The sequence below is a fragment of the Methylotenera versatilis 79 genome (genome assembly GCF_000384375.1).
Lineage (GTDB): Bacteria > Pseudomonadota > Gammaproteobacteria > Burkholderiales > Methylophilaceae > Methylotenera_A > Methylotenera_A versatilis_B.
On record NZ_ARVX01000001.1, the window covers coordinates 1,217,053 to 1,242,089 of the forward strand.

Genomic DNA, 25,037 nt, shown 5'->3' on the forward strand with positions numbered 1-25,037 from the left:
AAAACCATTATCGTGCGCTTGTAGATTTATCTAAATAAGCGTGTACTGCATCCATCACGTTGCCTGTGGGCAAATCTGTTAGTAAGCGCTTACGCACAAAAAACTCACCTGCAAACATAAGTGCAACCAGCGGTAACGTTAAGAAATTCACAAAAAATGACCAAATTGATAATGACGCAAAAAAGAACAATAAAGTTGAAATGACGATAATGAGTGCAAAAAAGACAACCCAAGCGATAGTCACTTTGCGCGCGTAACTTTCATGATCTGCTGGCAACTGTCCGCCATTGATGATTTCGGCAAAATGCACGCACAAAGGTTTGCGATCACCGATTAAAGTTTGGGCAAAAGTTATTAATAGCGCCAATATTAAACCGACATCCAATAACCAAAATATCAAGCCAGTATGCTGTTTTATAAATGGCCATAATATCCAAGCAATAACACAGAAAATCAGCAATGAGCCAATGCCAATTAAGCGTGATGTGGCATTGAAAGCGTAAGTGATCACCAATAAAAATAAAGGCGCCAATGCCAATATCGCACCCAATGTACTGGTTTGAATAACGCCAAATCCATTCACGTTAAATTGAGTAATATTAGATTGAATTAGCGTATTAACGTGATGTACTAAAAGCGCGTAAATCACAATGATTGCAGCAACGCCAACGCCACGTGCGATTTTGATAAAACTGGAAATTGAGTGGCCAGACATTGTTAACTTAGAGATTCATCATTTAAATCGGTCACTGGATATGCTGGCTTAATCTATCGGTCAGGTTGTTTTGTGCGCAGCAACATAATCTGCAAGATGACGCAATGAACTGAAAATCTGATGATTATTCTCACTATCCGCTTTCAACTGCAAACCGTAGCGTTTTGAAACGACCAAAGCCACTTCGAGAATATCGATAGAATCCAAGCCAAGCCCATCACCATATAACGGTGCTTCAGGGGCTATTTCATCGGCAGTGGTGTCTAAATTCAATGCTTGCACCATTAGTTCAGCTATTTCTAGTTGTAAGTTCGTTTTATTTTCCATCATGATTTTCTTTTAAAAATGCACTCCATCCACAAGTATTCATTTACTTAAAATGTTAAGAACGAGAGTAGTTAATTTGGGTAATAACTTATAGCATCTATTTTATATGAATATTGGATTTAATCATGTCAGTTATTTCTGACAGAAAATTCAGCATTAAGATGATGCTGTTGGCCATATCTATTGATTAATATTTGCACATTGCTCAAAGCTACTAACATTTGAGACATAGAGTTTTTTTATTGAAATAAAATAAAGGGAGGCATCAGAATGAATACAAACAAACTTTCTATCGCAGCATTAGCACTATTATTTGCTGTTGGATTAACAGCCTGTGAAAAAGGCCCTGCTGAAAAAGCGGGCGAAAAAATGGATAATGCAGCTGAAACAGCTGGTGATAAAATTGAAAATGCAACAGACAAAGCAGGCGAAAAACTTGAAGAAGCTGGTGACAAGATTGAAGACAAAACAGATCACTAATGACTAAAGGCTATTAAGACATAGCCTGATTAAAAAAACCGACTTAACTGAGGTGTTAAGTCGGTTTTTTAATTGCATCACGATTTTGTATGAGCCAGTATTTAAGTTTTATCAATAGTCCAAGCTTCAATTTCAAATCGGCGATTAGGCTCTAAACAGCGAATCAACTTATCGTCGCGTTTGCTTTGGTTGCATTCAACGATGGGCATCGACTTGCCTGCACCCGATGCTGATATGCGCTCAGCTGGAATGTTTTTGCTCATTAAATATTGTTTAATCGTTTCTGCGCGCGCTTGTGAAAGTTTGACATTGTATGCATCGTCACCCAAACGGTCGGTGTGGCCGATGATATTTAATGTGGTGATTTCGCCACCAGCTAAAAGATTGCTAGCTAGGCGATCCAGTTTTTCAACGCCGCCAGGTCTTAAGTTAACCATGGCGGATCGGTCAAAATCAAACATGCCATCGGCACTTAGTTGCAGCTTAGTTAAGGCAGCGCTTGGCACGATTTTTTCAATTGTTTTCACTTCAGTTGTGTTCAAAACAACATCATCAGTTTTAGCGGTAGCAATATTTAACTGTTGTGCACAAGACTCAGGTTTCCAATACGTGTTTTGCAAACGCATGCTGGGGTTGTAAATGATCTTGTATTGACAAGTTTGTATGGATTTTCCGTCGATTAAATTGTTGTCATTTTCACGGAAATTAAAAATGTAATCCCATTCCCTTATCTTACCGATTCCTTCTGAAAAATGCGGATGACCCAATAGCGCATAAACTTGATTTTTGGTCATATCAGGCGCCACGTTACGCAGGTTGTCGAGATTAGGAAAAGTGCCTTCTTTCATCCACGTATTCTTTTCAATTTGCGGGAAAATAATCTCATCACTTTTTCCGTCGTTAGAAAGTCGACTGACAGAAGTCGCGCAACCTTGCAGCAAAATGAGTGATGAAATTAACGCAGATAATACGATGTATTGCATGTGGTTATTTTTAATACTGCGATGATTTTTCATGATAGTTGTTCCTATTAAATAGTGCGATTATCAAAAATTAGATTACCAATAGATTCCAACACCTACGCCGGCACCAGCTTTGCCACGCGTATTGGCAGAACCATTGAAATTAATCGCCCAACGACCATTTTCAGAAAAATTAGAAATACCCACAGACATGGCAGATTGACCTTGATAATTTGCAACGCCTGCACTCATCATCGCTTTGCCTGGAACAACCGATTGCGGCATACTCGCCATCGCCATTGCAGAGGCAGCGCCAGCGTTTGCATTCGATCTCACGCTGCTGATTTCAGACTGTAATGAACCAAGTCTATTGTTAATATCTGCACCAGATTGCGCGATTGCAGCATCCAATTGCCTGACATTCACTGCATCGGTTTCGGCAGTGCCGCCCGCTACATTGGTGATTTGGCGTTCGTTGCCTGCTGAACCAACTGAAACTGCGCCTTCAGTGGATGTGACCGCAACATTGCTGTATTTCTCAGTTGCACCGTTCATGCCAGCGCGAGTTGCTTGAGCGCCAGCACCTAATGCCACGCCGCGGTTTGCTGTCACGTTTGCCGCATTGCCTAAAGCCGTGCCTTGTTGCGATGTTAATGCCACGGTATTATCACCAAATGCAGCACCACCATTACCAGCTTGCGCATTTACGCCAACCGCCACTGAGCCAGTAGCTAATGCACCGGCACCAATGGCAATAGAGTTAACACCTGTGGCGGCAGAGTTTTGCCCAATCGCGATTGCACCAGTTTGAGTTGCTTGGCTGTTATCGCCCATTGCAACGCTGCCATCGCCACTGGCAAGTGCGCGAGAGCCTGCGGCGACACTGTCATCACCAGTTGCGCTGGAATCAGCTAGCGTTGAATTAGCATGAAAGTATTTTATACCGCCGCCGTTGCTTACGTTGGCAATCAATTGATTGGTTGCATACAGTTGAGCGCCATTGATTGCATCTGTGCTGATTGCGCTAACATCGCCATTAGCGACATTGTGTATTCTTACTGGACCAAGCGCACCACCAATTAGTGTTACATCATTAGAACGCACGTTTGGTGTCGGCACACCATTAGCGTCAGAATACTGCAACGGCGCGTTATTCTGTAATGCAGCAATCGCAGTACCCACACTATTTTCAGTCGTTCCATATATGTTATAGCTAGGGGCTGAAACGGCACCAGTTGTTGAGTTATAAGTTGCACCACCACCTAGGTTGGTCGCCATACTTGTACCAAGCGCATCCGTATTGGCTGTCATACCAGAGGTAATGCCGAATAATTGAGAACCATTAATTGCGTCTGTGCTGGTCGCGCTAATAACACCATTTGCGACATTATGTATAGCCACTGGAGTGCCTGCTGTACTACCGACCAAAGTGACGTGGTTTGAAGGTGTGTTAGGTGTTGCCACACCAGCAGCATTTGAATATTGCAGCGGCGCATTGGCTTGCAGAGCAGTAATTGCAGAACCGACGTTATTTTGAGAGCTACCATAAACATTATAAGTAGGCGAAGAAACAGCGCCAGTGCTTGAGTTGTATGCCGCACCACCACCTAGATTAGTTGCCATGCTTTGGCCTAACGCATCCATGTTAAGGGTGACACCATCTCTAACCGCAAATAATTGAGAGCCATTTACAGCGTCAGTACTGGTTGCACTAATCGCACCTTTAGAAAGATTAGTGATAAGTGTACCGTTCGTGGTGCCGCCATCTGTTGACAGATCGCCACCCAAAGTAGCCGTCATTTTTAACCTTGGTGTACCAATATCATATTTAATCGCGCCATCGTTCACTGCAAATAATTGAGCGCCATTCACCGCGTCAGTGCTATTTACACTCACTGCACCTTTAGAAAGATTAGTGATGCGCGTGCCGTTCGTTGTACCGCCATCGGTTGACAGCGGACCACCTAAAGTAGCAGTCCTTAGTGAGCTAGATGGATCATACTTAACCGCACCATCATTTACTGCTTGTAATTGAGAAACATTGACCGCATCAGTGCCTATACTACCTGCTGCAACATTGGTTACTTTTCTAGCATTGCCAGCCGATCCAAGCGACACTTCACCCACACTATTTTGTGGCGCAGTTAATCCATAAGCGATGTAATTGGTCTGTGCGCCAAGTCCTGCCGTTGAGTTAGCACCTAAGGCAATACTATTTGCCACATTGGTATTAGCGCCACTACCAAGCGCCATAGAATTAGACCCTAACGCGCCAATCGAGGCATTTGGGCCGATAGCCATTGAATTGATTGCTGCTGTATCTGTAATACTGCCATTGCCAAAAGCGATAGAGTTTAATTCGCCAGCGCTGGCCGCAGTGCCATTACCCAACCCTGTAATAGAGTTGCCGCCGATGGATATGCCTTTGGGCGTATCTAAGCTAAAGCCATCTGCAGTTGTTACGCATTGATCAGCAGGGGAAAGAAGGTTTCCATTCGTGTCTAACACATTGAGATTAATGGGAGCACCGCCAGCGATATTAGTTAATGTGGTATTCACGGTGGTGCCTAAGCCTAATAGCCCACCTAAATCTAAAATATTTGTGATTGGCAGCAAAACACCACCTACAATATCTGTCACTACAGATTTGGGAAGGCTGACGCCAGAACAAGCGCTGACAAGTGCAGCATTTGCGTATTGTGTATTGCTAATCATGGTTGCCGCTAAAATGCTTGCAGCCAAAACTGATCGTCGGTGATTGATTGCGGCTGATTTTGCCGTAAACGTAGTATTTTGTGTTACTAGCCCATTTTCGTTAATTGACACATGTAAAGCTTGAAAAATCACGGATGATTTTCCCATTGGCGATACAATCCCCTCGGTTTGTGTAGTTTTCATTTCATGCTCCTTCAAATGCCGTCAATCGACGTAACCATTTAAAAAATAAACACTTAAGACTTTTTTTTGTTGATGAAATGAATGGCGCATACATCGTGCCAAATTTTTTGGTGGGGGTTTTTAAATCATATTTTTAGGTTAAGTGCAATAAGTAAAAGTACGTATTTACGCTAATTTACTCTGCTGCACAGTCATTTCTCTTCAATATTCTTGCGACTAAAGTGGATAAGTGCGGATGAGAATAGACTTTAGTTTTATGATGGAAATCGTCAGTTAGTCATCATGCATGTAAATTTTTTGACAACTTAATACGTACTTTTAAGTGATTTTTTAGGGTTAAAGCGATAAATTTAGGCTAAAAGCACTAAATTAACTGCAATCAACAAACTAGATAAAATAGCGTATCGCCATAACGTGAGATGCTTTAGCAAAATGCTTATAATCAAAGTATGAATACTTACCATTTGATGAAATATGTCAATTACCTAAAAAGTAACTCTGCATCGCTCACTTATGCCTGTCTAACTTTCGTTCTATTTATTTCTATTTTTGAGATGCTAGTGAGTGCGGAGTATGCAAAAGCGGAGAGCAGAATCACCATCGAAGCGACCGATTACGCTAACTCGCTTAAAACAAAAGTGGATAGAGAGTTGAATGCGTTATTGTTCGTTTCAAATGGATTGTCCAGTTACTTAACGGTTTATCACCAAGAGCTCGATGGCAAAAAATTGATGGCGATGTTGGCGGATTTATACGTCACAACCAAACACGTTCGCAATTTGGGAGTAGCGATCGGTTACAAACTCACTTATATTTATCCCCTCAAATCTAACGAAAAAGCCATCGGCATTGATTATCATGATTTGCCAGAGCAATGGCCGCAAATTCAGCAAGCAGTTAGAACGCATCAAGGTGTGCTATCGGGCCCGGTAGATTTGGTGCAAGGCGGTAGAGGACTGATTTACCGTTACCCTATTTTTATCGATGGTGAATATTGGGGATTGTTATCTACGGTCATTAATACCGATTCTTTTTTTAGAGCCGCCTTTAATAATTTGGTCGATAGTGACTATGATTTTGCGATTCGCGTAAAAGATTCATCTAATGTTTTTTACGGTAATGCCAGTTTATTTGAACATCCGAAAGCGTTGATTTCTGACAGTGATTTGCCTAATGTGCAATGGCAATGGGCAATTTTACAAAAAACAGAAAAAAAATCTGGCCTGATATTGATCACCCGATTAATGAGTGTGGTGATCAGTCTGTTGATGGCAACACTCGCGTATTTCTTTTTGAGGGAGCGCAAACAGTTAACTTCGCAAGCGATGGAAGATAGTTTGACGGGTTTAGCGAATCGGCGATTGCTGGAATTTAGAATGGCCCAGACGTTTGCGCAGTCAAAACGATTCAACCGAATCATGGCGATTATGTATATCGATATCGACCATTTTAAAAGACTAAACGACACCTATGGCCACGATGTGGGTGATGAGCTGCTGAAAGCGGTTGCCAAGAAATTAAATCACTGTATTCGCGATGTAGATACTTTAAGCCGCGTTGGTGGCGATGAATTTGTGATTGTACTGGACGAACTTAACCACTTAAATGATGCCAATTTAATCGTAGAAAAAATTATGGCAGCAGTTGAAAAAGACATCGTTGTGATGCATAAAAGTATCAAAGTGACGTTGAGTATCGGCGTTGCTAGCTACAATCATGCGAGTGAGGAAACGCTTAAAAGCTTGATGAAAAAAGCCGACATCGCGTTATATGAAGCCAAAGGCTCAGGTCGAAACACTTACAAAATATATCAAGAATCCTAAACTTTCAAAAAACTTAAATCACATTTTTTGAGTCATATTGATTTAAGTCACAAAGTTTAAATTAAATCTAAAATTCAGTTTGGTTTAAGGTTCGGTCATTAAAGTAGTCTCCGTAGCAACAATAAATTTTCGTTCAAAATTTTATTTAGGAGATTAAAATGAAGCACTTAAACACACATTTAAACAAGGCCATCATGCTGACATTAACTGTTGCAAGCCTGAATGTTTTCACAATCGGAAATGTAATCGCAGATGATGACGATCCGGCAAAAATGTTATTGACCGCAAAAGCGGCTGGATTGATTTCTGTGGAACAAGCGACTGAAAAAGCGCTGGCCGCAAAACCTGGTACGGTCATAGAGGTTGAGCTTGAAAAACGTAAATGGCCACAAGGCTGGGATTACGAGTTTGAGATAATCGACGCACAGGGCAACGAATGGGATGTGAATATTGACGCAAAAACTGGCGAAACACGTAAAGTGTCGCGCGATTGGTTTTAGTGTTCACTTAGTTTTAATATTAATTAGTAGCATAAGCTGAATATAAAGGTAGCCAGCTGATATGGTTTTTCTGAAGGTATATTGCAATAGCATTTTGTTAGCATGTTTGCTAAGCAGCAATTTGCTAGGCGTGACTAGCGTGTTTGCAGAAGAAGACTATCAGCTGGCAAAAAAGCTCAGAGAAAAAGGTGAGATTTTGCCTTTAGAAAGAATCCTGACCTTCGCGCGCGCAAAAAAAGCCGGTGAAGTATTAGAAACTGAGTTTGAAAAAAAAAATGGTCGCTATATTTATGAAGTAGAAATTCTGGATGCTAAAGGCCAAGTGTGGGAATTAAAACTGGATGCAAAAACAGGACAATTAATCAAGATTGAAATTGACGATTAAACGATTGTGATTAAACAGTGCGACTTTTATTAGTTGAGGACGATGCGGTTCTAGGGCCATCTATGCGCTCAGCTTTGCAGCGCGCTGGATACGCGGTCGATTTAGCGTTGGATGGTTTGGAAGCCGAAGCCTTTGGCGATATTGAGCCTTACGATATTGTGGTGTTAGATTTAGGTTTACCGCAGCAATCTGGCTTAACGGTGCTGGCTAATTGGCGCAAAAAAGGCAATCAAGTACCAGTGGTTATTTTGACTGCGCGCGACACTTGGCAAGAAAAAATAGAAGGCTTTAAGCTGGGTGCAGATGATTACATTGGCAAACCTTTTCAAATGCAGGAGCTGATTGCGCGGCTGAACGCAGTGTTGAAACGCAGCCAGAACAACCCGATGACTGCATTTGCTTTTAGCGGTATCGAACTGGTAGAAGATACACAAACACTTATTAAATCAGACGGACAACGCTATACGCTCACCAGTACGGAGTATCGATTATTACGCTACTTTATGTTGAATCCGGGCAAAGTACTGTCAAAAACCAGGTTAACCGAACACGTGTATGAATACGATAGCGATAAAGACAGCAACGTGATTGAAGTCTATGTGAATCGTCTGCGGCAAAAAATCGGTGAAGAGCTTATTCAAACTAGGCGCGGTCAGGGTTACGTATTTAATCCAGAGTCTAGTTTGAGCTCGGACCAAAATAATTCATGATCAGTCTGAATAAACGGCTTTCTTATGGCTTAACTTTTAGCCTGATTGTATTGCTCGGTTTGCAGTGGGGCGTGATTAGTTATGTTTTTAGTACGTTGTCTGAAAAACAGTTAATTAATCGCTTAGACCAAGATAGTGAAAGCTTACTTTCCGGCATCAGCTTTGATGCACAAGGTCAATTATTGCTCAATCCACAAAGGGTAAGCGCGGTTTATCAGCGGCCATTATCTGGACATTATTATGTGATTAATGTGGCTAATCAGCACCAATACTCGCGCTCACTTTGGGATAATAATCTAGCGATTCCGATAATAAAAACAGGCTTGGTAACGACTTTGCGCACAAAAGGTCCTGAAGGTCAGATCTTATTAATGTCTGTGCAATTGTATAAAAAACATCAGCAAATAATCACCATTGCCGTGGCAGAAGATTTAACTGAGGTGAATCAAGCCTTACGCCAATTTCAGTGGATTTATGGTGGCATATCTTTGCTGATATTGCTTGCGTTATTGCTGATTCAGCGCCGAATTGTCAGCAATAGCCTTAAGCCATTACAAGTGATTCGCGATAATTTATTGCGCATTGAGTCAGGCGAAGTCAGTCAAATTGAATCATTAGGTCCAGCGGAAATTTCACCAGTGATTGCTGAATTTAATCGCTTACTGAAAATGATGGGCAACCAAAGTCGTCGTTCTCGCGAAGCTTTGGGCAACTTGGCGCATGCGCTTAAAACACAATTAACGATATTGAATCAAACCGCAGAGCAGTTCTCAGTCGCTGAAAATAAACAATTTTCTGCCACCATCTATGAAACCACCGATATCATGCGGCATATTGTAGAACGCGAATTAAAACGGGCGCGTTTGATTGGTAATACATTGCCTGGTAGACGCGTGGATGTGCAGGAGGAAGTGACCTTAATGGTGAAAACTTTGCAGTTAATGCATGTTGCAAAAACACCCATCATTACCTATCAAATTGATAACAATATTAGCTATATCGGCGACCAAGAAGACTTCTCCGAGTTGCTAGGTAATCTGCTGGATAACGCCTGTAAATGGTGTAATCAACAAGTGCATTTAACCATTAAAACCGAACCTTTTGAATCAGGGCAGGGTATGATTTTTATGGTGGAAGACGATGGTGTCGGATGCGAGTTGGATAAGCTGGATGCATTAACGCAACGCGGTTTTCGGTTAGATGAAACAAAGCCTGGAAGCGGGCTTGGTTTGGCTATCGTGCATGATATTGTGGAGAGTTATAACGGTAAGTTAACCTTTGACCAATCCGTAAAATATGGTGGATTGCGCGTGTGCGTATGGCTACCTAATTAAGACTTTACTTGTGATTAGAGGCAATCGTTATTGAATGACTGCAGCTTTATTCATACTATGAAAGGGTTTAGATTCACGTCTAAACCCTTTTTGTTTATCTAATCACAACGGCTCATGCTTTGTCATTTTCGCAACATATTCAACCGTTAAATTACATAGCGTATTAAAGCATGCATTTTTTTGCATGAATTCTAGTAGTTAACTTGTTTTTTTATATAGTTTTTGGGGATGATATGAAAATTAAACAAAGCAGCCTGGCATGGTTGTTGGCTAGTAGCGCATTATTCGCCAGCCATGCAATGGCAGATGAATTGATTGTCAACGGTAATTTTGAAACTTCAGGCGCAGATGCCTATGATATTCAAGGTTGGAATTCAGCAGAAGTCGGTGCATTTGGTTCTGTGTTGTTAGAAAATGATACGCTTACCGATGCCAGCGGTCGCAATACATTTGGCCCAGCAAGTGGCGTTAACTATGCATTGCTGGATGCTTTTACCATCAGCAATCAGGCACTTTATCAAACATTTACTGCTAGCGCTTTTAACGCAACAACAAGTTCAGCAACATTATCATTTAGCTTGTTTGTGAATAACCAAAGTAGCAACGGTACACAAATCCATGCGGCAGGTTTAGATTACACATCTGCTGACAGTTTCGAGGCGAACCAACACGTACGCGTAGACTTGTTAAATGCAGGCGCAAGTATTTTTTCTACTAGCAGTGCGGATATTGCACAAAGCTTTTATTTAGGCGGCTCAACCGGCAATAGCGTGATTGGTGGCGATGTTGCTAATGGCTATACCAACTATTCATTCGATTTATCCTCATTATTAGCCGCTGGTGGCACATACACTTTGCGCTTTGCCAGCGTTGCGAACGAAGGTCAATTGCAATTGGGCATTGACAACGTGAGTTTGCAAGTAGCCGCAGTGCCAGAAGTTGATACTTCTGCCATGTTGTTAGCTGGTTTTGCTGTAATGGGTTTTGTGGCGCGTCGCCGCAAGCTAGCTTAAAAACTAGCCTAATCCAGCCATTAACTTTGTTTATTACTACTGATATTTAAGGGATTAAAAATGAAATTGCAGTCATTTAAAACTAACGTACTAAAAGCGACAACATTAGCGGTGATGTGTGTATTGGGCGCACAAACTGCGTACGCAGAAGATGCCGCTACTTGGTATCAAGATGGTCAAGCGGCTTTGGCGGCTTCAAAACAAATCGTGCCAAATGCAAAACGCGCTAAAAACGTTATTTTGTTTGTGGGCGATGGTATGGGCGTTTCAACGGTAACTGCCGCTCGTATTTTTGAAGGTCAATTAAGAGGTGTTGATGGTGAGCGTAATTTGCTGTCATTTGAAAAATTACCCTATGTTGCTATGTCGAAAACCTATTCTACTAACCAACAAACTGCCGATTCAGCCCCAACGATGACAGCAATGGTGACGGGTGTTAAAACCAATGATGGCGTGCTATCTGTTAATCAAAATGTATTTAACGGCGGCACTGATAATGCAGCAATTCAGGCCAATAAATTGACGACTATTTTAGAGTTGGCTGAACAAAATGGCCGTTCAACTGGCGTGGTTTCTACAGCGCGTATTACGCATGCAACGCCAGCAGCAACGTACGCACACACATCAACACGTGATTGGGAAACCAAAACGGCCACTACGCCAGCGGCTGGTGTGAATGATATTGCTGCACAAGCGATTGATAATTTTGGCTTGGGTAAAGTAGGTGACGGCATAGAGGTGTTTTTAGGTGGCGGTCGTACTAAATTTCTACCAACCACTGTAGATGATCCAGAAGATGCAGGCAGAAAAGGTGAACGTACGGATGGCAGAAATTTAATTACCGAATACCAAACTAAATTTGGTGCAGATTATGTGTGGAATAAAGCGCAGTTCGATGCGATTAATCCAGCAACGACTAATCGTTTGATTGGCTTGTTTGAGCGTTCACATATGGAATTTGAGCATGACCGCCCTACGGATACGGCTAAAGAACCGAGTTTGGCCGAGATGACTGATAAAGCGATTGATGTACTGAAAAAGAATCCAAACGGTTATTTCTTAATGGTAGAAGCGGGCCGTATCGACCACGGCCATCATGCCGGTAATGCATACCGCGCCTTGTCTGATACGGTTGCGTTGAGCGATGCGGTTAAAAAAGCGCTTGAAAAAGTGGATTTAAAAGATACCTTAATCATCGTGACGGCTGACCATAGCCATACTATGACGATGGCGGGTTACCCAGCACGTGGTAATCCTGTATTGGGCAAAGTGATTAACCCAGGTGAAACAGCATTTGCGTTGGCTGAAGATGGCAAGCCTTACACCACTGTGAGTTATGCGAATGGTAAAGGCTACCATGTAGGTTCAGCGGGTGAGGGCGTTTACAACTTGCCAACGGTGGCAGGTCGTCCTGCAGATATGACGACAGTTGATACGACTGACCCTGATTTCCACCAAGAAGCATTGGTGCCAGCAAGCGCTGAAACGCATGCAGCAGAAGATGTGCAGGTTTTTGCAGGCGGCCCTAAAGCGTATCTATTTCATGGTGTGCAAGAACAAAGCTATATTTTCCACGTGATGAAAGATGCATTCGGTTTTAATTAATGCGTTAAATTTGCTGAGGTTAAACTGAGGTTAAAGCAGTGACTAAAACGTTGGTCATAAAACTGACGTTTTAGCTTGTTAAAGTAACAGGGCGATATTGCAATGCAATACCGCCCTGTTTTTTTTCGTATTTTCTAAAGATTCTAGTCGTTAAGGTTTAAGTAAAGGAGCGAATATGCACTGGTCTATTAAGTTATTCATCGTTTTGGTCGTGGTATTCAATATCGACGTGCCAAATAGTTATGCGGCGCAAAATGATTCGACTGCGCAAAACTCAACTAACATCAACTTAACCAATTTAAACGCACAATTTGAAACGACAGAATGTGCGTTGCCCTGTAAAAAAACGAGCGTAGCAAATAAAAAAACCACATGGTGGATGTGGCGCACGCCTACTCAAGTGGAGCTGAGGAAAGCGAATGCCAATAATAGCGAAATGTGGGAAATGGATGAAAATAAACAGTTAAGTTATCAGTTTTTACTGCATGACGAAAAGCGTGTGATTGAATATTCACATACTGATTTAACCATGTTAGGTATGCAAACTGATATGGCTAAATGGCAAGCGATTACTCAGTTAGTCACGCCGCAAGATTTGGCTAGTATGAAAAAAGTCAGTCTTAAAAAGCAGTATCAAGGCTTAGCGTTAACGCAATATAGCGGTAGTTTGAATGGTATCAAAACCGATATTACGTGGATTGACGCGCTGCAAATTCCCCTCAGCATGACTTATGTTTATCCTAAACAACAGTTAACAGTCAATCTCACCCAATTAAATGCCAAGCCTGAAAACGCGACAACTGCCGAGCAATTGCAAACGTATCAGCAAGTAGATTATGCCGATATCGGTGATATGGAACATTCTGCCACCGCAAAAATCTGGTTATCTAAAGCGCACGACGCGCCAGGCGTTCACACTTACGGCCATCAGCATTAATTGTATCTAGTCCGTTCGGACTAGATAAGCCCCATTTATCGTCATCTTAATGCCACGCATTTCAGTCATGCTAGCTCACATAATATCTGCGCTTAAATAATATAAGTCACAGAATAAAAGATTGATTTTTGTGAGGAGTTTGCGTGAAAATTTTGACTAAATTATATCGCGCTTTTTTATTAAAAGCAGGTGCATTAAAAAGCCTGATTAACGCTTTAACAAACACTTTCAACAGCTTCGACTTAACACTATTTTCGTATCAAAAACTTAATCTATCGCAACATTCAGCCCATTCGGAATTCGACTCTGCAAAAGCGTTTATGATCAATTCTGATATACACCAGCGCTTTGAATATGGTGGAAATCGGGCGTACGACGCTTCAGTCAAACCGATAAAAATCATGATGGTGGGTTTAAGGGGTTTCCCTGATGTGCAAGGTGGCATTGAAACGCACGCTGAACATTTAGCACCAATGCTAGTGAGTTTAGGTTGTGATTTAGAAGTGCTTGCACGCAGCGCTTATCAAAAACCGCATGTAGGCAGGCACTGGAATGGCGTCAAGTTAACCACATTGTGGGCGCCAAAATCCAAAGCTTTTGAAGCGCTTATGCATACCTTTTTAGGTGTTTTGTATGCGGCAATTAAGCGTCCAGACATTCTACATATCCATGCAATTGGCCCGGCATTAATGACGCCATTAGCGCGTTTACTAGGTTTGCGTGTGGTTGTTACGCATCATGGGCAAGATTACAATCGCCAAAAATGGGGCGTGCTGGCACGTTTTACTTTATTGCTGGGCGAGTGGTTTGGCATGCGTTTTTCAAACCATAGAATCACTATCTCATCTGTCATTCACGAATTAGTGACACAAAAACATACCGTTAATTCTGCGCTCATTCATAACGGCGTTGTGCTGCCAGATTTAAATGTTTCTAGTGCGCATTTGGCGCAATTTGGTCTAGAGCAGAATAAGTACATCTTGCTAGTGAGTCGCTTGGTGCCAGAAAAACGCCATATGGATTTGATTGATGCTTTTAATCAAGCCAATTTATCCGGCTACAAGTTAGCATTAGTCGGTTCGTCCGATCATCCTGATGCTTATGTTCAAACCTTGATAAACGCGACTGTCGCTAATCCTAATATTGTACTGACTGGCTATCAAAAAGGTGATGCTTTACGCAGTTTATACGCACATGCCGCGCTGTTTGTGTTGCCTTCATCACATGAAGGATTATCGATTTCATTACTGGAAGCGTTAAGTTATGGCTTGCCTGTGATTGCCAGCGACATTCCAGCGAATCTGGAAGTCGGCTTGAATGACGCGAGTTACTTCAAGATGGGTCAAGTAGATGAAATAGCGGATTTGTTAGTACACCATATTCAAAATGCATTGTCATCGGCAGAAAAGTTAGACAAAAGAATGCAATTAAGAGCTTGGGTGAACAGTCAATATAACTGGAAAAATATTGCAGAAAAAACCATCAAAGCTTATCAAAACTCGCTTAAAGCTTATTAAAAAGATCGTTTAAGACAAAACTGTATTTATTATAGTTGCCTGTAGTTTCGCTGGGCCACTAAGTGGGCAATCCACATTTTCTTGTACATATCAATGTCATATTAATCATGTAATTTAATAGGCTATTTGCCAATTAGTTATGCCTATTCCGAATGAGATTTCAGCAAAGCCTTAGTTTTAATAAATCGTTAAGCCTGAATCAAATCATTAAGATATTGGTTGATCCAGTATTGATGATTGCCATGCTCTTTTTCTTTGCATTAATGGACGAAGGTAGGCTTGGTTCGCATTATATCGTGCTGTCGATTATGGTATTCGCACTGAGTTTTCCTGGCACTTGGGGCAATGCACAAAGCTTATCCAAAGACGTAATGGCAACGTTAAGTCAGTGGTTTTTAGTGGTGGGCATATTACTTTTTTTTGGATATGCCACCGCTTATTTACCTATGTTTTCGCAGCAAGTGGTTATTGCTTGGGTGCTTATTACGCCGGTAATTTTGATTATTATGCATTGGTTAATCAGCCGGTATTTTGTCAGTAAGCACTATTTAACGCACATCAAAAAAACAGCTGTGGTTGTTGGTCAAAATGAGTTGTGCCAGCAGTTGTGCAGCCGAATTAAGGATAGTAACCAGCTGGCAATTGAAGTGAAAGGCTATTTTGATGACTTATCAGTCACTAGGTCATCTACGTTTGTACCAGATAATCAGCAAGTTGCTCATATAAGCGAGATTGCTAGTTTTGTGAAGCAACAGGCGATTGATATTATCTATATTACATTGCCACCTTCTATGCATATCCAAATAATGGCTTTGCTGGATGATTTAAAAGATACAACGGCATCCATTTATTTTGTGCCGGATTTTTTTATGGCTGATCTAATTCAAGGCAGAATTGATGAAATTGATGGCATGCCTGTGGTTGCAGTGTGCGAAACACCTTTTACTGGTTTTAACGGCATCGTTAAAAGATTAAGCGATATTGTGATTGCCTCTATAATTTTATGCGTGATTTCGCCGTTAATCCTTATTGTTGCCATCGGTGTTAAATTCAGCTCACCTGGACCAATACTATTTAAACAAAGGCGTTACGGTTTAGATGGACAAGAGATTATTGTCTATAAATTCAGGTCAATGAAAGTGACTGAAGATGGCGCAACCGTCACGCAAGCAACGCTTAACGATAAAAGAGTGACACCTTTTGGGCAGTTCATTCGTAAAACATCTTTAGATGAGCTGCCACAGTTTTTTAATGTGTTACAGGGCAGAATGAGCATTGTCGGCCCACGTCCGCACGCTGTTACGCATAACGAGATATACCGCAAACTGATCAAAGGTTACATGGTTCGTCATAAAGTAAAACCTGGTATTACTGGTTGGGCGCAAGTAAATGGATATAGAGGCGAAACTAAAACAATCGAATCCATGAAAAATCGGATTGATTACGATCTGGAGTATCTGAAAAAATGGTCACTCTCGCTGGATATCCGCATTATTCTGAAAACAATCTTACTGGTTTTTAAAGATTCAAAAGCTTATTGAAAACAGGGTGAATATTAATTGATTGACGTTATTGACAAGGTTAATCAATCAAGTAGCCCGTTCGGACTAATCTAGTCCGAAAGAACTATTTATTTAATAAAAACTACATCATGACGTCATGATCGAAGCACATAATAGGTTGCTTAAATTTAGTTATTTTAAGGAGTTTTAAATGAAGAAATTAAACGGATTAATCATGGGTGCGTTACTGTTGACATCAACTTTAGTCAGCGCGGTTGAGTCTCCAAATCTTACACCAACATCAGATAGTTTGTATGTTGCAACAGCGGGCGAAGTTTTCGTCACTTTCTTATCTAAAGAAGCATCGTTTTCAAATGATCTTTTTTTAAACGGCTCTTCCAATTTAATATTGAATAATCAAACTGCTGCCGTTGGTAGCACTTATTCTTTAGGCAGTTTTGAAGCTGGCGCAGAATTGATTTTCAAAATAGTTGTAAATGGCGGTAATGTTTTTTATAGCGGCTTAGCCAGTCGCAATTTTGATGGCGTTGAACACGCGACTTATCAAGTACAAGGCAACTCTATTATTGTGGGTTTTGAAGACCTTGCATTTCCTAGCGATAAAGATTACAACGATTTAGTGTTTTCGGTGAGTAATATTCGCGCAGGAGCACCGATAACGCCTGTGCCAGAACCTGAAATGGCGGGCATGTTAATGGCAGGTTTAGGTTTGTTAGGCTTTGCAATACGCCGTAAAAATAATTTAAAGTAAAACTGAATTCAATGACTTAGTTGAATGCAATAAGAAGCGGCTTAACGGCCGCTTTTTTATTGAGGCTAGCAATTTAATGCAAATAATTTAAATGCCATTTCAATCGTCATTATTATTTAATAATTAAAATCTATACTAAAAAATTAAGCAAGTATTTTTGAACGGGCCATTTTGAAAGACCATCAATGAAAGCCATGATTTTAGCCGCGGGCAAGGGCACGCGCGTGCGACCATTAACCTACGAGTTACCTAAGCCCATGATTCCTATTTTGGGCAAGCCTGTAATGGCATATTTAATCGAACATCTAGCCAAACATAACATCAAAGAAGTGATGGTGAATGTTAGCTATCTACACGAAAAAATCCAGCAATATTTTGGTGATGGTCATCGCTTCGGGCTGCGTATTGGTTACTCGTTCGAGGGCGATATTAGTAATGGGAAAATTATTCCCAGCCCAGTCGGCTCTGCTGGTGGCATGCGAAAAATTCAAGATTTTGGTGGTTTTTTTGATGAAACCACGATTGTGATTTGCGGCGATGCCATTATTGACCTAGATATTACGCAAGCGTTGGCAGAACATCGTCGCAAAGGCGCATTGGTGAGCCTGATTGCTAAACAGGTGACTATGGATAAAGTCTCTGGTTACGGCATCGTTGTCACAGATGATGATGGAAAAATCACTTCATTTCAGGAAAAACCCAGCCAAGCGGAAGCGCGTTCTAATCTAGCCAGTACAGGCATTTATATTTTCGAGCCAGAAGCGTTGAATCTAATTCCATCGGGCAGTGCATTTGATATTGGCTCAGATTTATTTCCATTATTAGTCCAAAAAAACTTGCCGTTTTATGCCATTAACTTACCGTTTAATTGGATCGATATTGGTCTGGTCGCTGATTATTGGGAAGTGATGCAACAAGTGATGCGCGGCGAAGTGCCGTCGATGCATATGCCTGGCAAGCAAATAAAACCGGGCGTTTGGGTTGGGTTAAACGTGCATATCGACTGGGATAATACCAATATAGTTGGGCCAGTTTACATTGGGTCTGGCACGCGTATTGATAAAGGTACCGAGATTATCGGGCCTACATGGATCAGTGATGGCTGCCATATACAGCGCGGCGGTCGTGTCGTGCGGAGCGTATTGTTTGAATATACCCGTGTTGGTCAGGATTATAGTTTTGAAGAAATGATTGTGTGCGGCGAATATTGCGTGGATAAACATGGGCGCATGATGCATGTGGATGATGATAATTGCGATTTGATTTGGAGCGATGCGCGCGAAAAAGTCATTTATCCGATGAATTATGCACAAGCCAAGATTTAAGCATTGATGACGTAAAACTAGAAAAGTGGTTTGTGACAAAACTGTCACAAAACTGCAATTTTACTGAAAACTAGATTGACTAAAATTGTCATCTAAAATTAATTCAGTGAAGTTGTAGAGATGCAAAATTTCTTTAAAAAAAATCAGCTTAAACATAAAAAACAAGGCTTTACCTTGCTTGAGTTGCTGGTGGTGATTGTGATCATCGGCTTACTTGCCAGTATTGCCGCGCCTAAATTATTTATGCAGATTGGCAAATCGGAAACTAAAACTGCCGATGCGCAAATCGCTTCATTGGGACTAGCATTAGATCAATATCGTATTGATGTCGGCCAATACCCAACGACTGAGCAAGGCTTGATTTCTTTAAATAAAAATCCAGGCAATGTGCCGAAATGGCATGGCTCCTACCTTAAAAAAACGATTCCTAATGACCCTTGGGGCAAGCCTTACCAATACAAATCGCCTGGCGATCATGGCGATTACGATCTGTTTACACTAGGTAAAGATGGTCAACTTGGCGGCACTGAAGAAGCCACAGATGTGGTGAATTGGTAATGTGCGGACAAGTCTTTTCAACATTGCTGACATTTATTTAGGTATTTTCAAGTCATGGAATATCAAGTAAAAGCATTGCGCGGCAGTGAGCTTATTTTGCTGAATATTGTTGCGATGCATGCCGACGATGCCTCTGCACAAGCAAAAGCAAAAGGTTTTCAGCCCATTTCTATTCACGCTAAAAGCCTTGCACTTAACGCTAAAACCAGCAAAAAATTCCCATTAGCTTTGTTTAGCCAAGAACTATTGGCCTTGTTAGAAGCCGGTTTAAATTTAGTGGAATCTATTGAAACGCTGGCGGAAAAAGAACAGCGTACTAACGTAAAAAATGCGCTGGATGCATTATTACAAGCTTTATATCAAGGTCAAACCTTTTCAGCGGCGTTAGAGTTACAACCGGCTATCTTTCCCATTTTATATATTGCCACCGTGCGCGCCAGTGAAAAAACGGGCGATTTGGCCGAATCGCTAGGCCGCTATGTGAGCTATGAACATCAAATTGGATTAGTGAAGAAAAAGATCATCAGTGCGTCGATTTATCCGATTTTACTAATAAGTGTGGGCGGCTTAGTTATATTCTTTTTGATGGGTTTTGTGGTGCCAAAATTCAGTCAAATCTATGAAGATACTGGCAGTAACTTACCCTTTTTATCGCAAATATTATTGAAATGGGGTGTGTTTTTAGATAATCACGGCAAGACTTTTTTAATCGGTTTAGGCGCAAGTTTTTTTGCTGTTTTCTATGCGTTAAGTCAGGCCAATGTTAGAAAGTGGCTTATGCAACTGTTTTGGAAAATTCCTGCGATTGGTGAGCGTTTGCGTATTTTTCAACTCGCCCGATTTTATCGTACATTGGGTATGTTATTAAAAGGCGGCACGCCGATTGTTGCTGCATTAACTTCAGTTGCTGGCTTATTAGATGCCGCATTAAAAACAAAAATGCAACAGGCTATCTTGGCGATTCAACAAGGACAGCCAGTTTCAGTCGCATTGGAACAAGCAGACTTAACCACGCCTGTGGCTTTGCGCATGCTGCGCGTGGGCGAACGTGGTGGCAAAATCGGTGACATGATGGAACGTGTTGCTGCGTTTTACGATGAAGAGTTGGCACGTTGGATCGATTGGTTTACTAAGTTATTTGAGCCGTTATTAATGTTGTTTATCGGACTGGTGATTGGTGTAGTGGTGCTACTGCTGTATATGCCGATTTTTGAACTTGCAGGGAGTGTTCAATAATGACGTTGCAAGCAGTCCCAATATTGTCCGAAGCATCACAAAATTTAACGGCAATACCTGCGTTAACTACAATGCCAGCCATCAATGCTGCGCTGATTAAGCAGGCAAAGTTGCAAGCACAGTTGCAACAACGGCGTGTGATAGAGGTGTTAGAAGAAAACTTAAACTGCGATCAAGAGCAGTTTTTGCATCACTTTAGCAGCGCCTTACATTTTTCTGCTATCTACATGAAAGAGCTGCACGCCTTGCATGCAGCTTTTGAGGTGATTCCATTTGCCACCGCGCAACAGAAAGAATGTTTGGCTTTTTATGATGAAAATAAAGCGTTAATCATTGTATTTGCTGACCCGTTTAATGATGGTTTGCAAGACTGGGCTGCGGAGTCAGTTAAACAAGCTTTTACTTGGCGGCTGGCGCACAAAAGCGATATTGCCGCTTTTTTGGCCAAGCATGAAGAAACCATGCACGCGATGGATGGTTTGCATGAGGCGGCGCAAACCAACAATGCAGATGCCGATGAAGCGGTTGCCAACTTATCGCTGAAGTCGATCAACGAAGATACCAATCCGATTATTAAGCTGATTAATTCCACTTTGTACGACGCGTTAAAAGTAGGTGCCAGTGATATTCATTTGGAATGTTCAAATGTGGGGCTAGCGGTTAAATATCGCATTGACGGCGTGATGGCAAGTATTGGCGGCGTGCAAGGCTCGGATAGCGCAGATCAGGCGATTTCACGCGTTAAAGTGATGGCGCAGCTGGATATTTCTGAGCGGCGCATTCCGCAGGATGGCCGCTTTAAAGTGACCGTTCAAGGTCGCGAAGTCGATTTTCGCGTATCCATTATGCCAAGCGTATTTGGTGAGGACGCTGTTTTACGTGTGCTAGACAGAAAAGCATTATCCGAACAAGCGCAAGGTTTAAGCCTGCAAGCATTAGGGTTTGATGCTAAAACCATTGCGCAGTTTCGCAAATTAGCCAGCGAACCTTATGGCATGGTGCTGGTAACTGGCCCTACTGGTAGCGGCAAAACCACATCGCTATATGCGGCAATTTCTGAAGTTAATACTGGCCACGACAAGATTATTACCATTGAAGATCCAGTGGAATATCAATTGCCAGGCGTGTTGCAGATACCAGTTAACGAGAAAAAAGGCTTAACTTTTGCGCGCGGCTTGCGTTCTATTCTGCGGCACGATCCTGACAAAATAATGGTCGGTGAAATTCGCGATGCAGAAACCGCACAAATTGCCGTGCAAGCAGCGTTAACGGGACATTTGGTTTTCACCACCGTGCATGCCAACAATGTATTAGATGTGATTGGCCGTTTTATGCACATGGGTGTCGATCCTTACAATTTCGTCTCCGCCATGAACGGCATCATCGCACAGCGTTTAATCCGCGGCATTTGCCCGCATTGTGCAGAGGATGATTTTCCTGATGCGCAATTGCTGGAAGATTCTGGCATCACGCCACAAATGGCTGCAGGTATGCGTTTTAAGTTTGCAAAAGGGTGTGGGCATTGTCGTGGCACCGGTTATAAAGGCCGTAAAGCCGTTGCGGAATTGTTGATATTAAACGACGAGTTGCGCGAAATGATTGTCGCGCGCGAACCTATCCGCAAATTAAAAGAAGCCGCAAAACGCAGTGGCATGCGCACCATTCGTGAATCCGCAATCGAAGCCGTAGCCAACGGTATGACCACTTTACAAGAGATCAATCGTGTTACGTTTGTGGCCTAGTTTTTCCCCCAATACTTTATGGGTCACTTTTGCAGCAGATGGACTTGCAATTGTTCAGCAAACGCGTGGTTTTAATAAACGTATCACTGACCAGCAATTTATTAAAACGCGCCATACAGAAAAACATCCTGCAGAGTCGCCGAATTGGCAGTTGCTGGTTAATCAATTAGATGGATACTTAAGCAGTGCTTCGCTAAATAAAAACACGCAAATGAATGTGATACTAAGTAGCGATTATGTGCGCTATATCATGTTGCCAGCACAGCAAGTCGCTATGAATTCGGCTGAAAAAAGTGCTTACGTGAATGCGGTATTTAGAGAGATTTACGGCGCGGCGGCTAATGATTGGTATATTAAATATCATTCAGCAGCGCCGCATCAAAACACGCCTGCCGCAGCGGTAGATAAGCAATTGTTGGCATCGTTAGAGCATTTGGCAGGCAAGTATCAACTTAAATTAAATACAGTACAACCTTATTTAATGGCGGCATTTAATGCGTTAAATCACTCGATTCACAAAGCCAATGGCTATTTAGTTTTATTAGAAAACACTAAGTTATTGCTGATTTATTGTCAGCAAGGTGTCTGCCAGCAACTGCAAACGGTGACAGTTAACCAAGATTGGCAAACTGCTTTAAAAAATGCGCTTAACCGTGAATTGTTATTGAATGAGCAACTCAATACGGCAGATAAAAACCTGTTTATTTATGCACCAGCACAAAAAAATACCAGCTTAAATGCAATCGATGGCTGGCATGTGCAACGTATTGGGCATGCAAATAAAGCAAAATTAGAAGCGCCATTTTATATGCTGGAAAGCGTTTTATGAGCCAGCGATTTTATTCACAACGTTTAGATTTAGAATTTAATCGACCGGGGTCATTTTCGTTTTTAAATGTCACTTGGTCGGGGCTAATTATTTTCGTTATCAGTTTGATTGCTAGCGTCATTTTGTGGAATTTACACCAGAATAATCAACGCGATTATCAGCAGTTAATTACTTCATTAAATCAACAAGATAAACCTAAAAAGGCGGTGGTTAAATCTGTCGTAACCGCATTATCTACCAATGAAGTTAACCAAATAAATAGCACAATAACTGTGTTAACTACGCCGTGGGATAGTTTATTGCAGGCGATTGAACAATCCGATTTGCCTGATATTGCCTTGTTAAGTGTTGAACCAAATATCAAAAAACAGCAGGTTTTGCTCACGGGCGAAGCGAAAAATTTACAAGTTGCATTGCGTTATATTCAGCAGTTAGAAACACAGCCAAACTTGAGCGAAGTGTATTTGCAAAAACATACGATGGATGAGAGTGATGTCTCAAAACCCGTGCGTTTTAGTGCGCTGGCAAAGTGGGAAATGGCTGAATAATGTTTAAATTGAATCGACGCCATTTTAACCAACACTATCTTCTTTGGTGGATAACGGATTTAACCAAAAAATTAGGATTATTCGGATTGCTTGGATCAGCTATTGCGCTAGGCTGTTGCTTGTTCTATGCGTTTAATATCGTGCCGATTCAGCAAAAAAAAATAGAGGCGGAATCAGCTATTTCTGCTTTGAATAATCAGCAGAAAAAACAGGGTAACTCACAACAATCAGCGGTAAATGCAACGCCAACTGAAACTTCAGAGGAAAATATTCAGCGTTTTTATGCACAATTTCCGAATGGTGAAAGTTTGCCAAAATGGTTGCGATTAATCGATGAAAATGCAGTTAAACAACATTTAGTTTTAAACCGTGGCGATTACAAGTTAACCCAAATTAAAGCGCAAAAAATGGCGCCATTACCCAATACCAAACATCCATTATCGCGCTATGAAATCGTATTGCCAGTCACAGGACAGTACACGCAGATACGCCAATTTATTGCGCAAGTTTTACACGATCTACCAGCGTTAGCCTTAAGTGAGTTGCACATTAAACGCGAAAACGCACAAAGCCCCACGGTAGAAGCCAGACTGATATTTGTGCTATTGCTGAAAGGTGAGTCATGGCAATAAAGGCGAAAATTAGCACGCCCGCCGTTGAAAAAACAGCCAAACAACATCCATCCAATAAACGATTACTTGTGATGTTATTGATTGTTGCTGTTTTAACTATTTGGACTTTATTAAAAAACAATACGGAAGATACAGATACGATTGAACTGGCGGATTCAGCCGTTGTTTCATCTAAAAACAATCATCAAACGCATATAAGAACAGGTTTGAATTCTGCTAAAAACCCGCAGCAAAATAAACAAATCAATATTGTGACTACACAAAACGCATCAAACGATAAGCGTTTGATTGCATGGCAGAAACTGCAACGTGAGCCGTTACTTAACCAGCCGCATAACGTATTTAAAGTGCATTCATGGTTGGTTGTTCCTAAGCCTGTGAAAACCAAAGCGTTGCCACCGCCGCCGCCAGTTGCGCCACCTGCGCCATTTACCTATATGGGTAAATTAGAGAACTCACCGCAAGGTACGCAGCTATTTTTACTACGAAATGGCCAGTTATATACCACGTTAAAAGGTCAAAAAATCGATGCGCAATGGCGATTGGATGGTGATGATTTAAATAACATCCAGTTGACATATTTACCGCTTAATCTGCCGCAAGTGTTATCAAAAACGGCGAAATCGTTTGATTCAGCAAATGCTGTATCGCCTACAGCAGCAGAAATGAATTTGTAAAAGGAAAGTA

24 protein-coding genes are annotated in these 25,037 nt (G+C 41.6%); 20 read left to right on the top strand and 4 right to left on the bottom strand.

Annotated elements, in window-relative coordinates:
- Positions 1-7: 7 nt before the first annotated feature.
- Both METVE_RS0106080 and METVE_RS0106085 read right to left on the bottom strand, forming a co-directional pair.
- Positions 8-715 carry a hypothetical protein gene (locus METVE_RS0106080; protein ID WP_020167568.1) on the bottom strand — a complete coding sequence of 236 codons (708 nt, stop codon included), beginning with the start codon at positions 713-715 and terminating at the stop codon, positions 8-10.
- Positions 716-775: 60 nt separating this feature from the next.
- A complete protein-coding gene (locus METVE_RS0106085) occupies positions 776-1,042 on the bottom strand; it encodes a phosphopantetheine-binding protein (RefSeq protein ID WP_020167569.1) in 267 nt (88 codons plus the stop codon).
- 270 nt (positions 1,043-1,312) lie between these two features.
- Between METVE_RS0106085 and METVE_RS0106090 the strand changes: the two genes are divergently transcribed.
- Positions 1,313-1,522 (top strand): hypothetical protein, encoded by a 210-nt coding sequence (locus METVE_RS0106090; protein ID WP_020167570.1) that lies wholly within the window; start codon positions 1,313-1,315, stop codon positions 1,520-1,522.
- 101 nt (positions 1,523-1,623) lie between these two features.
- Here METVE_RS0106090 and METVE_RS0106095 read toward each other — a convergent pair whose 3' ends face one another.
- Both METVE_RS0106095 and METVE_RS0106100 read right to left on the bottom strand, forming a co-directional pair.
- Positions 1,624-2,538 carry an OmpA family protein gene (locus tag METVE_RS0106095; RefSeq protein WP_020167571.1) on the bottom strand — a complete coding sequence of 305 codons (915 nt, stop codon included), beginning with the start codon at positions 2,536-2,538 and terminating at the stop codon, positions 1,624-1,626.
- Between the two features lie 42 nt (positions 2,539-2,580).
- Positions 2,581-5,382, bottom strand: a complete 2,802-nt coding sequence (locus METVE_RS0106100; RefSeq protein ID WP_020167572.1) for a YadA family autotransporter adhesin — start codon at positions 5,380-5,382, stop codon at positions 2,581-2,583.
- A gap of 449 nt (positions 5,383-5,831) precedes the next feature.
- Here METVE_RS0106100 and METVE_RS0106110 point away from each other — a divergent pair, with 449 nt between their 5' ends.
- From METVE_RS0106110 to METVE_RS0106200, 19 genes are all read left to right on the top strand, one after another.
- A complete protein-coding gene (locus METVE_RS0106110) occupies positions 5,832-7,205 on the top strand; it encodes a diguanylate cyclase (RefSeq protein ID WP_020167574.1) in 1,374 nt (457 codons plus the stop codon).
- 158 nt (positions 7,206-7,363) lie between these two features.
- Positions 7,364-7,705 carry a PepSY domain-containing protein gene (locus METVE_RS0106115; RefSeq protein WP_020167575.1) on the top strand — a complete coding sequence of 114 codons (342 nt, stop codon included), beginning with the start codon at positions 7,364-7,366 and terminating at the stop codon, positions 7,703-7,705.
- Positions 7,706-7,811: 106 nt separating this feature from the next.
- Positions 7,812-8,090 carry a PepSY domain-containing protein gene (locus METVE_RS0106120; RefSeq protein ID WP_232415407.1) on the top strand — a complete coding sequence of 93 codons (279 nt, stop codon included), beginning with the start codon at positions 7,812-7,814 and terminating at the stop codon, positions 8,088-8,090.
- 17 nt (positions 8,091-8,107) lie between these two features.
- On the top strand, positions 8,108-8,800 hold the full coding sequence (locus tag METVE_RS0106125) for a response regulator transcription factor (RefSeq protein ID WP_026362035.1): 693 nt from the start codon (positions 8,108-8,110) through the stop codon (positions 8,798-8,800).
- Positions 8,797-10,134 (top strand): sensor histidine kinase, encoded by a 1,338-nt coding sequence (locus tag METVE_RS0106130; protein WP_020167578.1) that lies wholly within the window; start codon positions 8,797-8,799, stop codon positions 10,132-10,134. Before METVE_RS0106125 ends, METVE_RS0106130 begins: the two co-directional genes overlap by 4 nt.
- Positions 10,135-10,367: 233 nt before the next feature.
- Positions 10,368-11,147 carry a PEP-CTERM sorting domain-containing protein gene (locus METVE_RS0106135; RefSeq protein WP_020167579.1) on the top strand — a complete coding sequence of 260 codons (780 nt, stop codon included), beginning with the start codon at positions 10,368-10,370 and terminating at the stop codon, positions 11,145-11,147.
- 60 nt (positions 11,148-11,207) lie between these two features.
- Positions 11,208-12,752, top strand: a complete 1,545-nt coding sequence (locus METVE_RS0106140) for an alkaline phosphatase (protein WP_020167580.1) — start codon at positions 11,208-11,210, stop codon at positions 12,750-12,752.
- 175 nt (positions 12,753-12,927) lie between these two features.
- A complete protein-coding gene (locus METVE_RS0106145) occupies positions 12,928-13,689 on the top strand; it encodes a hypothetical protein (RefSeq protein WP_020167581.1) in 762 nt (253 codons plus the stop codon).
- A gap of 143 nt (positions 13,690-13,832) precedes the next feature.
- Positions 13,833-15,206, top strand: coding sequence for a glycosyltransferase family 4 protein (locus METVE_RS0106150; protein WP_020167582.1), 1,374 nt, complete (start codon positions 13,833-13,835; stop codon positions 15,204-15,206).
- A gap of 152 nt (positions 15,207-15,358) precedes the next feature.
- Positions 15,359-16,747 (top strand): undecaprenyl-phosphate glucose phosphotransferase, encoded by a 1,389-nt coding sequence (locus METVE_RS0106155; RefSeq protein WP_020167583.1) that lies wholly within the window; start codon positions 15,359-15,361, stop codon positions 16,745-16,747.
- Between the two features lie 172 nt (positions 16,748-16,919).
- Positions 16,920-17,480 (top strand): DUF4114 domain-containing protein, encoded by a 561-nt coding sequence (locus METVE_RS0106160; protein ID WP_020167584.1) that lies wholly within the window; start codon positions 16,920-16,922, stop codon positions 17,478-17,480.
- Positions 17,481-17,665: 185 nt separating this feature from the next.
- Positions 17,666-18,805 carry a sugar phosphate nucleotidyltransferase gene (locus tag METVE_RS0106165; protein WP_020167585.1) on the top strand — a complete coding sequence of 380 codons (1,140 nt, stop codon included), beginning with the start codon at positions 17,666-17,668 and terminating at the stop codon, positions 18,803-18,805.
- Positions 18,806-18,925: 120 nt separating this feature from the next.
- Positions 18,926-19,363 (top strand): type II secretion system major pseudopilin GspG, encoded by a 438-nt coding sequence (gspG, locus tag METVE_RS0106170; protein WP_020167586.1) that lies wholly within the window; start codon positions 18,926-18,928, stop codon positions 19,361-19,363.
- A 54-nt stretch (positions 19,364-19,417) separates the two neighbouring features.
- Positions 19,418-20,599 carry a type II secretion system F family protein gene (locus METVE_RS0106175; RefSeq protein WP_020167587.1) on the top strand — a complete coding sequence of 394 codons (1,182 nt, stop codon included), beginning with the start codon at positions 19,418-19,420 and terminating at the stop codon, positions 20,597-20,599.
- A complete protein-coding gene (locus tag METVE_RS0106180; protein ID WP_020167588.1) occupies positions 20,599-22,341 on the top strand; it encodes a GspE/PulE family protein in 1,743 nt (580 codons plus the stop codon). The genes METVE_RS0106175 and METVE_RS0106180 overlap by 1 nt, the downstream gene beginning before the upstream one ends.
- Positions 22,322-23,170 (top strand): hypothetical protein, encoded by an 849-nt coding sequence (locus METVE_RS0106185; protein WP_020167589.1) that lies wholly within the window; start codon positions 22,322-22,324, stop codon positions 23,168-23,170. The genes METVE_RS0106180 and METVE_RS0106185 overlap by 20 nt, the downstream gene beginning before the upstream one ends.
- A complete protein-coding gene (locus tag METVE_RS0106190; protein WP_020167590.1) occupies positions 23,167-23,718 on the top strand; it encodes a hypothetical protein in 552 nt (183 codons plus the stop codon). The genes METVE_RS0106185 and METVE_RS0106190 overlap by 4 nt, the downstream gene beginning before the upstream one ends.
- The gene (locus tag METVE_RS0106195; protein WP_020167591.1) at positions 23,718-24,350 is read left to right on the top strand and encodes a hypothetical protein; all 633 of its coding nucleotides are present in this window, start codon (positions 23,718-23,720) and stop codon (positions 24,348-24,350) included. The genes METVE_RS0106190 and METVE_RS0106195 overlap by 1 nt, the downstream gene beginning before the upstream one ends.
- A complete protein-coding gene (locus METVE_RS0106200) occupies positions 24,341-25,027 on the top strand; it encodes a hypothetical protein (RefSeq protein ID WP_020167592.1) in 687 nt (228 codons plus the stop codon). Before METVE_RS0106195 ends, METVE_RS0106200 begins: the two co-directional genes overlap by 10 nt.
- The last annotated feature ends 10 nt before the right edge of the window (positions 25,028-25,037 follow it).